Source organism: Arthrobacter yangruifuii (genome assembly GCF_009192775.1).
In the GTDB taxonomy this organism is placed as follows: domain Bacteria; phylum Actinomycetota; class Actinomycetes; order Actinomycetales; family Micrococcaceae; genus Arthrobacter_B; species Arthrobacter_B yangruifuii.
Map to the genome: position 1 here is coordinate 37,234 of NZ_VTFX01000007.1, position 12,907 is coordinate 50,140.

Consider the following 12,907-nt stretch of genomic DNA (forward strand, 5'->3'; position numbering starts at 1 on the left):
AGGAACACCCCAACCTCCGGAGGACACCATGCAGATCGGCGTATTCAGCGTCAGCGACATTACCCGGGACCCCGTCACCGGGCAGATGCCGACCGAGGCCGAGCGGATCAAGGCGGCGGTGGCCATCGCCCGCAAGGTCGAAGAGATCGGCATGGACGTCTACGCCACCGGCGAGCACCACAATCCGCCCTTCTACGCCAGCTCCCCCACCACCCTGCTGGGCTACATTGCGGCGCAGACCGAGCGGATCATCCTCTCCACCACCACCACGCTGATCACCACCAATGACCCGGTGAAGATCGCCGAGGACTTCGCCATGCTCCAGCATCTGGCCGACGGCCGGGTGGACCTGGTCCTGGGCCGCGGCAACACCGCACCGGTGTATCCGTGGTTCGGCAAGGACCCGCAGGACTCGGTGGAACTGACCGTGGAGAACTACAACCTGCTGCGCCAGCTCTGGGACAAGGACACCGTGAACTGGCAGGGCAAGTTCCGTACCCCGCTGCACAACTTCACCTCCACGCCCCGGCCCCTTGACGGCGTCGCCCCGTTCGTCTGGCACGGCTCCATCCGCACCCCGCAGGTGGCCGAAATCGCCGCCTACTTCGGGGACGGCTTCTTCGCGAACAACATCTTCTGGCCGAAGGAGCACTACATGCAGCTCATCGGACTCTACCGGGAGCGGTACGAGCACTACGGCCACGGACGTGCAGACCAGGCAATCGTGGGGCTGGGCGGACAGTTCTTTATGCGGAAGAACTCGCAGGACGCCGTGAACGAGTTCCGCCCGTACTTCGACAACGCCCCGGTCTACGGGCACGGTCCGTCCATGGAGGACTTCACGGCGCAGACACCGCTGACCGTCGGCAGCCCGCAGGAGGTACTGGAGAAAACCCTCAGCTTCTCCGATTACTTCGGCAACTACCAGCGCCAGCTGTTTCTGATCGACCACGCCGGCCTGCCGCTGAAGACCGTCCTCGAGCAGCTGGACCTCTTCGGTGAATACGTGCTGCCGGAACTGCGCAGGGAGCTGGACGCCCGCCGTCCCGCGGACGTTCCCGAGGGTCCCGTCCACGCGGCACGGGTAGCTGCCCGGGTAGCTGCCGAAACGGTCCCGTCCCCCTCGGTTCAGTAGGCTGGAACCATGCACTCAACTAATGACGCCACAACGAAGCAGGCAGCAGACGCATGGGAATCGCTGTTCCGCGTCCAGGTAGGCGTCATGCGGCGGCTGCAGCGGGATCCGGAGTTCCGGGACCTGACCATGCGCGAGTATGACGTCCTGTTCAACCTGACCCGCTGCCCCGGCGGCTGGATCCGGCTCAATGAGCTTAACGAACACCTGCTCATCAGCCAGCCCAGCCTGAGCCGGATGGTGGACCGCCTCCAGGCCCGCGGCCTGGTGCAGCGCCGGCCCGCGGAAAATGATCAGCGCGGCGTCGAACTCTCCCTGACCGCGGAGGGCCGGGCAGTGCAGCGGCGCCTGGGCCGCGTCCACGTCCGCGGAATCCATGACCTGCTGACCCCTGCCCTGGACCGCGCCGAGCTGGCGCAGCTGAAGGAACTGACGGACAAGGTCCTGGCGAGTCTGGCGGATTAGGCCGCGGCTTCTTCCGCCGCCAGCGGCGGATCGGCGAACGCCAGGCGGGGCACCAGCAGCAGGGCAACCGCCGCGATAAAGGCCGTCACCGAGCACACGGCCCAAACGGTCAGGTACCCCGGGAGCGGGGCCGCCGTCCCGCCGCCGCCCGCTCCGCCCGAGAGGGCATCCGCGGCCGCACCGGCAAGGGCGATGCCGAAGACCGCCGAAGCAAAGGACCCGCCGATGGTCTTGGTGGTGTTGGTCAGCCCCGTCGCCATGCCGGTCCGGTTCAGGGGCGCCGCGGCGGCGGCGGCCGACGGCAGCGCAGCCACCAGCGCCCCGGACCCCAGACCGGCCACCAGCATGTTCATCAGGGCCTGCGGCAGCGTGTCATGGAAGGGCAGGAACAGCCCGTAGCCGATGCCGACCAGGAGCGAAGCACCCACGAGAGTGTTCCGCGGGGTGGTCCGCCGCGCCGCCACGGGGAAGAGCAGTGCGCCCGCGAGCATGGCGAAAACGTAGGTGCCGATGATGATGGACACCTGCGAGGCCGCCAGGCCCAGGCCGTAGCCGTGCAGAGCCGGATCGGTGCGAGCGAACGTGGACATGGGTGCCTGCGCGCCGAGCACCGAAATCCCGAACAGCCCGGCGGTCAGCTGGACCGGCCACATGGACGGGCTGCGCAGCATCCTGAAGTCCACCAGCGGATCCTTCCGGCGGAGCTCATACCGGACGAAGGGAAGGAAGGCGGCGGCACCGGCGGCCAGCACGGCCCACACCCACCAGGTTCCCGGCCCGTTGATCCGCAGGAAGGTGAGCCCGGAGGTGAGCAGCAGCAGCCCCGCGGCCAGCAGCACGAACCCGGTACGGTCCACGGTGCCGCCGTCCAGCGCTGCGGACTCCGGAACCCCGAAGTACACGGCGAAAATGCACAGGGTCACCGCCGCGGCGGGCACGCACAGGGTGAGCCACAGCGGCAGCTGCTCCACCAGGATTCCGCCCAGCAGTGCTCCGGCAATCACTCCGAACTCGAGTGCGCCGACCAGCAGGCCGGCGGCCCGGCGGGTCAGCACGGCCCGGTTGGGGGCCCGGCGCACCCGGCTGAAGATCAGGGCGATTTCCATCGGCAGCCAGACCACATAGAAACCCTGGAGCGACCACGCGGCCAGAAAGGTCCAAAAACCCGGGGCGAAGGCCACACCCCAGGAAGCCGCCGCAGTCAACACGGTGGAAATCAGCAGGATGCGCTTATGCCCGTAGATGTCCCCCAGTTTCGCCAGGATCGGCACGGCCAGGGCACTGAGCATCAGCTGGGCCGATTCAAACCAGTTGACGTCGCCGTCGTCAATGTTCAGGTGCCGGGCAATGTCCGTGAGCAGCGGCGTGTAGTAGCCCTGCAGGATGCCGCTGGTGACTTCCACCAGCACCAGGAACCCCACCAGGGGTCCGATCATGCGCATTCCGGGCAGCGACGGCGCCGACATCAGAGCGCTCCCATCAGGGCCTTGTAGAAGACAATGCCCTCGCCGAACGTTTCGATGCCCAGCCGCTCATTATCGGCGTGGATGCCGGCCCGGTCCGCGGCACTCATCCGGAAGGGGGCAAATCGGTACACTGCGTCGCAGATGGAGGTGAAGCGCCGCGCATCGGTTCCCGCGAGCATGATGTAGGGCACCGGCACGGCATCCGGGAATACCGCCCTGATGGTGTCCTCCAGCAGGCCGAACTGGGCGTTGTCCGTGGCGGAGACCGGTGCCGGGTCGTTGCCTTCCACCACGCGCAGGGTGACCCTGGGGTCCCGGATGACGGACCGCAGGCGCGCCATGGTGGATTCCACCGTCTCCCCCACGGCGACCCGGATGTTGGCATTGGCGGTGGCTCGTGTGGCCAGGACATTGGAGCCCTTGCTTCCCCGCAGTTGGGTAACGGCCACGGTGGTGCGGGTCATGGCGTTGGGCTCCCCGCCGAGTAGCCCGAACACCTTGGTCAACGCACCGCGCAGATGCGCAGCGTTGCCCAGGACCAGGCGGGGCAGCAGCGGCGCCGACCCGGAAAGCCGCTGGACCATCTCCACGCTGACGTCCGGCAGCGAGGCCGGGAAGGGGCTGCGGTCCAGCCGGACGACGGCGCGGGCCAGGCGCGCGGTTGCTCCCATCCGGTTCGGGGTGGACGCGTGGCCGCCGGCGTCCTGGACCGCCAGTTCAACGTCGAGAATGCCCTTTTCGGAGACGCCGACGACGGCGAGCGGAGCGGACACGAAGGGGAAGGCGCCCGAGGCCACCGCTCCTCCTTCATCCAGCACCAGCCAGGGGCGGATACCGCGTGCCTCCAGCAGGGCCGCTGCGGCCGCCGCGGTGTCACCGGCGGTTTCTTCGTTGTTGCCGAAGGAGAAGTAGATGTCCCGTGCCGGTGTGAAGCCCTGGACAAGCAATTGTTCTGCCGCCTCCAGGACGGCGGCCATGGCACCCTTGTCATCGAGGGTGCCGCGGCCCTCGATGGTGGTGTCCGTTACGGTGCCGGCGAAGGGCGGATATTCCCACCGTTCAGGATCCTCCACCGGGACCACGTCATAGTGGGCCATCAGCACCACGGGCCCCCTCCCGTCCGCGCCGGTCATGCCCGATGCGTGCTGCCCGTCCTGCCTTTCCTGCCCGTCCTGCCCCTCCCACCGGTACAGGAGCCCGAATCCGTTGACCCGCTCCAGCTGCAGGGCCGCCGACACCCGGGGAAACAGGTCCGGCAGCGCCGCGATGAAGCCCTCGAACTGGTCCTCCTCCACCTCCTCCGGCACCCGTGAGGAGACGGTGCGGTAGGTGAGGAGACGGGCGAGCTTCGGGGCCGCCGCGCGGCCGAGGGCAACGGCGGCCGGCGCCGCATCAGAGCTGGACATGGGCCGAGTGTAACGGGTGTGACGTACGTCTCAGTCCGGCGCGCGGAAGATGAAGTTACTGTTTGGTGACCGCTGCCGGAGGCTGGGATCCGGTGTCCGCAGCCGCGTGCAGCAGCGGCAGCATTCGTCCCTGGAAATGGGTATTCAGCACAATGACCGAGGAGGTCCTCAGGACGGTATTGGTGGAGACAATCGCATCGATGACCCGCTGCAGATCAGAGTTGGACCGGGCGGCAACCCGCGCCAGCAGATCACTCTCCCCCGAGACGGTGTGGACCTCCTGGATTTCCGGAATGCGCGACAGCGCTGCCACCACCGCATCGTGCCCGGTGTCCTGGCGGATGGTCAGCGAGCAGTACGCCACGACGTCATACCCCAGGGCCTCGGCGTCAATCCGCGGACCCCATCCGGCAATCACGCCGGTCTCCTGCATCCGGTCCAGGCGCGCCTGGACGGTGGCCCGGGCAACGGAGAGCCGGCGCGAAGCCTCCAGCACCGACATGCGGGGATTGTCGGTGAACAGGGTGACGATACGGGCGTCCAGCGCGTCGGTGGGCATGGGGTCCTTTCAGGGACAGAACACAGGCAGTGTACAAATTGTAAAGGCAACGGCGCCGCCGGCCGGAAACGGGGATACACAAACCGGCCTTAAGATGGAATGAGGTGTACATTTCCGCGGCGGCTCCACCGCCAGCCCGTGCCTGCATCTGCAGCCCGTCCGTTCGTTCTAAGGCCCCTCCCGCTATGCCCAGCTCCACCCGCCCGTCCGGCACCGACACTGAAGTATTGGCCGGGGAACCGCCCGCAGCGCGGAAAATGCAGCCGCGGCACCTCGTCCTGATGAGCCTGGGCAGCGCCATCGGCACCGGCCTGTTCGTGGGTTCCGGCGAAGGCATTGCAGCGGCCGGTCCCGCGGTGCTGATTTCCTTCCTGATCGCCGGCACCATGGTGATCCTCATCATGCGCATGATGGGCGAGATGGCCGCAGCCGATCCCAGCAGCGGAGCATTCTCCGTCTACGCGGAGAAAGCCCTGGGCCGCACGGCGGGGACCACGGTCGGCTGGATGTGGTGGTTCCAGATCGTCATTGTCATCGCCGCCGAGGCCACGGCGGCAGCCGCCATCGTCGCATCCATGATCCCCGGCGTCGAGCAGTGGATGCTGGCCCTGGCGTTCATCATCATCTTCACCGCCGTCAACCTGGCCGGAGCCGCCAGCCTGGGCGAATTCGAGTACTGGTTCGCCATCCTGAAGGTCGCCGCGATTGTCGTCTTCCTCGGAATAGGCGTCGCCTTCGTGGCCGGCCTGCTCCCCGGCGTCGAGTCCCCCGGCACCTCCAACCTCTTCCACAACGGCGGCTTCATGCCCAACGGCCTGACCGGCGTCGCCTCAGGGCTGCTGCTGGTGGTCTTCGCCTTCGGCGGCACCGAGATCATCACCATTGCCGCCGCGGACACGGAGGAACCGTCCAAGAACATTGCCGGAGCGATCAACTCGGTGATCTGGCGGATCCTGGTCTTCTACATCGGCTCGGTCCTGGTCATGGTCACCGTCCTGCCCTGGGACAGCGAGGCGTTGAGCACCGGACCCTTCGTTGCGGTCCTGCATGCGGCACAGGTGCCCGGGGCGGATACCGTCATGGCGGTGGTCATCGTCATTGCCCTGCTGTCCGCCATGAACGCCAACCTGTACGGCGCCTCCCGGATGATCTACTCCCTGGGCGAACGCGGCCGGGCACCGGCTGCCCTGGGCCGGCTCAGCTCCGGTGGAGTGCCGCGCCGGGCGGTGCTGGCATCGGTGGTGTTCGGGTTCATTGCCGTGGCGCTGAACTACCTGTACCCGGACACAGTGCTGATGATCCTGCTCAACACCGTCGGCTCCACCTGCCTGGTGGTCTGGGGCATTTCCATCGTTTCGCAGATCATCCTGCGGCGGCGCGCGGAGGCTGCCGGCGTCGAACTCACCTTCAAGATGTGGGCCTTCCCGTGGCTGTCCTACTTCGCCCTGGCGCTGCTGGCGGGCATAGTGGTCCTCGGCTTCTTCGACCCCAGTGTCCGTATTCAACTGCTGGCGACGGCGGCCCTGAGCACCGTACTGGTGCTCCTGGCCTGGGCGTTCGAACGGCGCAGTGCCGCCCGGGCGCACGCCGACTCCGGCAGCTCCGCCGGCTAGGCGCACCGAGCCACGGCTGACGCCCGCCCGGCCCTTGCAAAGTGCATAGCCGGTGGCGCAGTCGACCATTCTATTTGTACAGACTGTGTCATATTCGGCTGCCTGTTTGCCCACTGTGGCGTGAAGCACTAAATTGCGGACTATGGACACTAATCTGCAACCTGCGGCCCTGCCTGCGGAGGAACTCCGGGAGCTGTACCGCCTGGTCACCGCCGTCCGGCAGCTGGACCTCGCCGCGATCGCCTGGCAGCGCCAGGGCATCATTCCCGGCTATGCCCCGGAGCTGGGCCAGGAAGCCGCCCAGGTAGGCAGCGCCTTTGCCATGGATCCCAAGCATGACTTCATCTTCCCCACCTACCGGGAAATGGGGGTGGCGCTCACTCTGGGCGTGGACATGACCGCCTACATGTCCACCCATAAGGCGAGCTGGCACGGCGGCCTCTACAACCCGGTGCAGACTCGGCTCGCACCGATTCAGGCAGTGGTGGCCGGGTCCGTGCTGCACGCCGTGGGCTGGGCCCACGGACAGACCCTCGCCGGAACCCCGGGCGTGGCCCTGACCTACTTCGGCGACGGCGCCAGCTCCCAGGGCGATGTCCATGAAGCCATGAACTTCGCCGGGATCCTGAAGGCTCCGGTGATCTTCTTCGTCCAGAACAACGGCTGGGCCATTTCGCTGCCCACCGAGGCGCAGGTGGCGGGCGGAACTGTCGCAGCCCGCGCGGCCGGGTACGGCATCAAGGCCATCACCGTCGACGGCAACGACGCCGCCGCCGTCGTCCAGGCCACCCGCGAGGCTGCCGCACACGCCCGCACCGGACACGGACCCGTGCTGATCGAGGCCATGACCTACCGCCGCGGCCCGCACTCCACCAGCGACGATCCCGGCAGGTACCGTTCCCTGGCGGAGGAACGGCGCGACGAAGGCCCGGACCCCGTCCGGCTGCTCGGGGACCGCCTGCTGGCGGACGGCATCGCCGACTCCGCATTCCTGGACGCGGCCCTGCAGGACGCCAACGCCAACGCGGACCGCGTCCGCGAGGGGGTTATGGCGCTCGGCCCCCGCCCCGGATCCGAAATGTTCGACTTCGTTTTCGCCGAGCCCACCGACGCACTTCAAGCCCAGGCACGCGCCTGGCGGGAGGAATCCGAACATGTCTGAGCAGCTCAGCGACACCGTGGCCTCCTCCGATCTGGAGGCGGCCGCCCGGAACGCCGCCCTGGCCGCCGGGCAGGAATCCGCGGAGGCACCCTCCCCGGAGGCCGGCGAAGGGCGGATGGAACACCTCTCGATGCAGGCCGCCCTGAACCGCGCCCTGGCCGAAACACTGGCCGAAGATCCCCGGGCCGTGGTCCTGGGCGAAGACGTGGGACGGCTCGGCGGGGTCTTCCGCATCACGGACGGCCTGCAGGCACGCTTCGGCGCCGAGCGCGTCTTTGACACCCCGCTGGCGGAATCCGGCATTCTCGGAATGTCGGTGGGGCTGGCCATGGCCGGCTTCCATCCGATTCCCGAAGTGCAGTTTGACGGGTTCGCCTACCCGGCAATCAACCAGATTGTCACCCAGCTGGCCCGGATGAACTACCGCAGCCGCGGCACCATGCCCATGCCGGTGACCCTGCGCGTGCCCAGCTTCGGCGGCATCCGCGCCCCCGAGCACCACGGCGAATCCCTCGAAGCCCTCTTCGCCCACGTGCCGGGCCTGAAAGTCGTGTCCCCGTCCAGCCCGCACGAGGCGTACCACCTGCTCAAATCCTCGGTGGCGGTTCCGGATCCGGTGATCTTCATGGAACCCAAGTGCCGCTACTGGCAGAAGGGCGACGTATTCCTTGACGACGCCGGCCCCCTGCAGGGCTCCAAGGTGGTCCGACCCGGCAAGCACGTCACCCTGATTGCCTGGGGCGCCATGGTGGCACGGTGCCTGCAGGTTGCCGAGCTGGCCGCCGAGGACGGCATCGAGGTGGAGGTCCTGGATCTGCGCTGGCTCAAGCCGATCGACGCGGAAGGCCTTGCCGCGTCCGTGGCGCGGACCCGGCGCGCCGTCGTCGTCCACGAAGCGCCGCTGACCTCGGGCCTCGGCGCCGAAGTGGCCGCGCTCATCACGGAACGGTGCTTCGATACCCTGCGCGCTCCGGTTGGGCGCGTCACCGGATTCGACGTACCGTATCCCTCAGGCGACCTTGAAGACGAATACATCCCGAACATTGACCGCATCCTGTTCGGGATCCAGCGAGTATTGGAGTACCGGCGTGGCTGAAATCCCCTTCCCCCTTCCCGACCTTGGCGAGGGCCTGATCGAGGCCACCGTCCTGGAGTGGCTGGTGGCCGTGGGCGACCAGGTGGAACGCAACCAGCCGCTGGTGGAGGTGGAAACCACCAAATCCGCGGTGGAACTGCCCTCTCCGCAGGCCGGACGCGTTGCCCGCACCTACGGTGAGCCCGGTGAAACGATCAACGTGGGCGAACCGCTCATCGTTTTCGAGGTTCCGGACAACACCGCCGGGATTGTCGGCACCGTGCCGCAGGAGGCCCCCGCCCGGCGCCGGGTCCGTCTGACCGCAGCGCTGGACGAGGACTAGCCGGTGGCCGATCCCCGCACCGGCTCCCTCGTGGAAGGCACCGACCCGCGCCTGCTGGTAGAGGTCATTGAGCCTGCCGGCGGGCCGGACGCCGCGGCGCTTCGCCCGGTGCTGCTGCTGCACGGCTTTGCCTCCAGCTCGCAGTTGAACTGGCACGATTCGGGCTGGATCACCGCGCTGACCGCCGCCGGCCGCCGGGTTCTCACCGTGGACCTGCCCGGCCACGGCGGCAGCGCTGCTCCGCAGGACCGGGACTCCTACCGTCCCAGCCGCATCCGGGCGGACCTGCTGCAGATCCTTCAGGACTCCGGCGTCCTTCCGCTGGCCGAGGGGAACCCGGCCAGCGGCCTGGACATTCTGGGCTACTCCCTCGGCTCCCGGCTCGCCTGGGAATTCGGGGCGACCCAGCCCGAGCTCGTGCACCGCATGGTGCTGGGAGGGCCCGGAAGCGGAGACCCGCTGGCGGACTTCGATCTGGACGCCGCCCGGGAAGCGGCTGCGGGCGGGGCGCCCGTGCAGGATGCCCGCACGGCCGAACTCCTGCGGATGGCGCAGCTGGTCCCCGGCAATGACCTGGCCGCCCTGTTCCGGATGATCGAAGCCGTCAAGGAGGAACCCTTCTCCCCCGAGGCTGCAGTTCCGGCCATGCCGCTGCTCCTGGTTGCAGGGGAACGGGATGACCTGGCAGCAACGGCGCCGGCACTGGCGGCCCTGAGCGGACAGGCCGAACTGGTTACCCTGCCGGCACGCACCCACGCCAATGCCGTGACGTCGCGGGCGTTCAAGACCGCTGCCGTGGAATTCCTGGCCCGGTAGCGGCTCCCCGCCGGGATTACAGCTTCATCACATAGGCGGCGGTGTCCCGGTAACCCGCGCAGATACCGGCTACGATGGAATGGCCGGTGGGCTAGCCGGATAATAATCAGCCTGCTGATTATTTCGGCTTGATTTCGTTTACCCCTAGGGAGGACACCCGTGGATGTACTCCTGGGCCAGCGCTACCGCACCACCGAACTCATCGGCTCCGGGGGTGCTGCTGCCGTCTACCGCGCGGTGGATGAGAATCTTGGCCGGGAAGTAGCCGTCAAGCTCTTCAGTGCCGGGATCAGCGGTGATGACGAAGCCCGCCGCCAGCAAACCGAACTGCAGCTTCTGGCGACCCTGAACCACCCCGGGCTGGTCACCCTGCTGGACGCCGGCGTCACCGTCGATGACGAGGGGCGCAGCTCCAGCTTCCTCGTGATGGAACTGGTGGACGGTCCCGACCTCCGCGGGATGCTCAAAGAGGGTCCGTTGTCCTCCTCGGCAACCGCAGCACTGGGTGCCGATCTGGCCGACGCCCTGAACTACGTGCACAGCAACGGGGTCATCCACCGCGACGTCAAACCCGCGAACATCCTGCTGTTCCCGCAGGAAGAGATGGATACCCGGCTGTATCCGCGCCTCACGGACTTCGGGATTGCCCGGATGGTCGAAGCCACCATAGCCACCGCGCACGGTGCCACCATCGGGACCGCGAATTATCTGAGCCCGGAACAGGCGCAGGGTTCCGCCGTGGATCCGCGCACCGATGTGTACTCCCTCGGCCTGGTGCTCCTGGAGTGCCTCACCGGGGAAAAGGCGTTCCCGGGTCCGATCGTAGAGTCAGCGGTGGCCCGCCTGCTCCGCGATCCCGAGATTCCGGAGTGGGTCGGAGCCGAGTGGACGGGCATCCTGCGCGCCATGACCTCCCGTCTGGTGGACGCGCGCCCCGAGGCCCATGAAGTAGCGGTGGCGCTGCGTTCCGTCGCGTCCGAAGGGCATCCGCCTGAGGTCCCCGGCACCGCACCGGCGTCGGACGGGTCCGCGTACCCCGATCCCGTCACCGGCGAAGCGGCCGGCGTCACCACCGGCAACATCTACATTCCGGCTCCGCCGCCGCACGCTCCCAGCCTCGGCTAGGCACACGGCAGACAGGAAACGGATCGGTCCCGAGGGACCGATCCGTTTCCTGTCTGCGTCAGGGGAGGCTACTTGCCTTCGTCGGCAGCTTCATCCTCTTCGGGTTCAAAGTTCGAAGCTTCTCCGGTGCTGGCCGCCGAAATACCGTCCTCGCTCTGGGGAATGGTGCCGTCGGGCCCCTGCGATCCAGTCTTTGACTGATCGTTCCCGGCGGCTTCCTTATCGCTGTTTCCCATGATGTGTCTCCTTCGTCATGCTCTGGCCTGCTTATTCGATACTAGGCCACCTGTGGCCCGGCCGACACCTGCCGGCGGTTCAGGCTGCCGTCCGCTTGCGGGCTGCCTGGACCGCGAACAGGCTGAGCACCAGGAGGGCTGCCGCCGAACAGGTGGGAACAATGAAGGCGTGGCTGTAGCCGGAGGAGTCCGCCAGCCGTCCGGCTACGGAGGATCCCAGTGCCGTGCCGGTGACGACGCCGCTGGCCAGCATGGTCATCACGGTACCCATCAGTTCGCGCGGGGCCACAATGGCGCCGATGCCGAAGATGCTGACCATGGTCGGTCCCACGGGCAGGCCCAGGATCAGCAGCATCACCACCATGGCTCCGATGCTGGAGGGCACGAACAGCAGCAGTGTAAAGGCCAGCATCGCCGCGGCGCACAGCACCCAGCGGCCGGCAGTGCCGAAGCGCTCCGGCCAGAAGGCAACGGACAAGGCGGCAACGGCGGAGCTTAGGGCCATGGCTGCGTAGATCATGCCCGCGGACGTGGCCATGTCGAAGCTGCCGGCAAACGCCGTGAGACTGGTCTGGGTGGACCCGAAGAAGGAGCCCATGGCAACCATGCCGAGCACCGGAACCATGATCAGCAGCCACTGCGGACGTTCCCGCGGGGCCGCCGGCGAGGCAGCATCCGGTCCGCCGGAGATCCCGGGACGGCGGGAGGTGGGCACCACGTGCTCCACGGTGCGGTGTACGGCAAAAGCGGTCACCATGGTCAGAGTCAGTGCGGCGGCAAGCACCAGCGGCAGCCAGGGGGCGACGGCGGCGGCCAGCAGGCCTACGAGGGCCGGGCCAAGCACAAAGGTCAGTTCGTCAGCGGTTCCCTCATAGGCCAGGGCGGTGTCCATTTCGCGGCCCTGCGGACGGCGGGAGGTCATGGCCATCCAGCGCACCCGTGCCATGGGTCCGACCTGGGGTGTGGAGGCACCCATGACCAGGCCGGCGGCGAGCATCCAGAACGGCGCGTCGGACGGGTCCAGGAGGAGAGCCGTAAGGAGGAACAGGCCGATGGCCACCGGGTTCAGCACGGCGGTGCCCAGCAGGACGGGACGCTGACCGATCCGGTCCGCGAGGTACCCCAGCAGCGGGGCTCCCACCGCTGAACCGATGCCCACGGCGCCGGCGGCAAAGCCGCCCAGCGCGTAGGAACCGGAAACCTCGGTAATGAGGGTCAGCGCACCGATGGTGAGCATGGCCAGGGGCAGCCGGGCAAGGAAGGCAATGGGGAAGAAGGAGGTGCCGGCCAGGGCGAAGATGGCCTGGTAGCGGCCGCCGGTGGCCGCGGTTTTTTCCGGGGCGGCGGGGGTGGAGTCAGGGGTCGATGCCTGAGCAGGGGCGGAGGTGTCTTGGGTCATGGTGCGGTATCCAGATACGTTGAACCGCACACCGTCCCCCCTCCCGGTGTGCCCGACCCTTGTTCTGAGACGATTTTACCCATCCGGACCCGCTGTGCCTAACCGCG

At 67.8% G+C, this 12,907-nt stretch carries 13 protein-coding genes; 8 read left to right on the top strand and 5 right to left on the bottom strand.

Annotation, left to right across the window (positions count from 1 at the left end):
- Positions 1–28: 28 nt before the first annotated feature.
- Together GD627_RS15995 and GD627_RS16000 are read left to right on the top strand one after the other, a co-directional pair.
- Positions 29–1,135, top strand: coding sequence for a CE1758 family FMN-dependent luciferase-like monooxygenase (locus tag GD627_RS15995; protein ID WP_152273372.1), 1,107 nt, complete (start codon positions 29–31; stop codon positions 1,133–1,135).
- Between the two features lie 9 nt (positions 1,136–1,144).
- Positions 1,145–1,600, top strand: a complete 456-nt coding sequence (locus GD627_RS16000) for a MarR family winged helix-turn-helix transcriptional regulator (RefSeq protein ID WP_152273373.1) — start codon at positions 1,145–1,147, stop codon at positions 1,598–1,600.
- Here the strand turns inward: GD627_RS16000 and GD627_RS16005 are convergent.
- From GD627_RS16005 to GD627_RS16015, 3 genes are read right to left on the bottom strand one after another with little or no spacing between them, the layout of a single operon-like run.
- Positions 1,597–3,066, bottom strand: a complete 1,470-nt coding sequence (locus GD627_RS16005; RefSeq protein ID WP_246165575.1) for an MFS transporter — start codon at positions 3,064–3,066, stop codon at positions 1,597–1,599. The genes GD627_RS16000 and GD627_RS16005 overlap by 4 nt on opposite strands.
- Positions 3,066–4,472: a M20/M25/M40 family metallo-hydrolase gene (locus GD627_RS16010; RefSeq protein WP_152273374.1), complete on the bottom strand. Its 1,407-nt coding sequence runs from the start codon at positions 4,470–4,472 to the stop codon at positions 3,066–3,068. The genes GD627_RS16005 and GD627_RS16010 overlap by 1 nt, the downstream gene beginning before the upstream one ends.
- Before the next feature lie 55 nt (positions 4,473–4,527).
- Entirely contained in the window at positions 4,528–5,031 is a 504-nt protein-coding gene (locus GD627_RS16015; protein ID WP_152273375.1) for an Lrp/AsnC family transcriptional regulator, read from the bottom strand.
- A 185-nt stretch (positions 5,032–5,216) separates the two neighbouring features.
- On the opposite strand from GD627_RS16015, the gene GD627_RS16020 reads away from it, so the two are divergent.
- The 6 genes from GD627_RS16020 (at position 5,217) to GD627_RS16045 (ending at position 11,165) form a co-directional block, all read left to right on the top strand.
- Positions 5,217–6,644: an amino acid permease gene (locus GD627_RS16020; RefSeq protein ID WP_343032401.1), complete on the top strand. Its 1,428-nt coding sequence runs from the start codon at positions 5,217–5,219 to the stop codon at positions 6,642–6,644.
- Positions 6,645–6,786: 142 nt separating this feature from the next.
- A complete protein-coding gene (locus GD627_RS16025) occupies positions 6,787–7,806 on the top strand; it encodes a thiamine pyrophosphate-dependent enzyme (protein WP_152273376.1) in 1,020 nt (339 codons plus the stop codon).
- Positions 7,807–7,921: 115 nt separating this feature from the next.
- Positions 7,922–8,902, top strand: coding sequence for an alpha-ketoacid dehydrogenase subunit beta (locus GD627_RS16030; protein ID WP_152273433.1), 981 nt, complete (start codon positions 7,922–7,924; stop codon positions 8,900–8,902).
- Positions 8,895–9,224, top strand: coding sequence for a biotin/lipoyl-containing protein (locus tag GD627_RS16035; protein ID WP_146361559.1), 330 nt, complete (start codon positions 8,895–8,897; stop codon positions 9,222–9,224). Before GD627_RS16030 ends, GD627_RS16035 begins: the two co-directional genes overlap by 8 nt.
- Before the next feature lie 3 nt (positions 9,225–9,227).
- Complete coding sequence (locus tag GD627_RS16040) at positions 9,228–10,040, top strand: alpha/beta fold hydrolase (RefSeq protein ID WP_152273377.1); 813 nt, start codon at positions 9,228–9,230, stop codon at positions 10,038–10,040.
- 159 nt (positions 10,041–10,199) lie between these two features.
- On the top strand, positions 10,200–11,165 hold the full coding sequence (locus GD627_RS16045; protein WP_152273378.1) for a serine/threonine-protein kinase: 966 nt from the start codon (positions 10,200–10,202) through the stop codon (positions 11,163–11,165).
- Between the two features lie 68 nt (positions 11,166–11,233).
- On the opposite strand, the gene GD627_RS16620 is transcribed toward GD627_RS16045, so the two are convergent.
- Positions 11,234–11,401 (bottom strand): hypothetical protein, encoded by a 168-nt coding sequence (locus GD627_RS16620; protein ID WP_194266083.1) that lies wholly within the window; start codon positions 11,399–11,401, stop codon positions 11,234–11,236.
- 79 nt (positions 11,402–11,480) lie between these two features.
- Complete coding sequence (locus tag GD627_RS16050; RefSeq protein ID WP_152273379.1) at positions 11,481–12,800, bottom strand: MFS transporter; 1,320 nt, start codon at positions 12,798–12,800, stop codon at positions 11,481–11,483.
- Between the last annotated feature and the right edge of the window lie 107 nt (positions 12,801–12,907).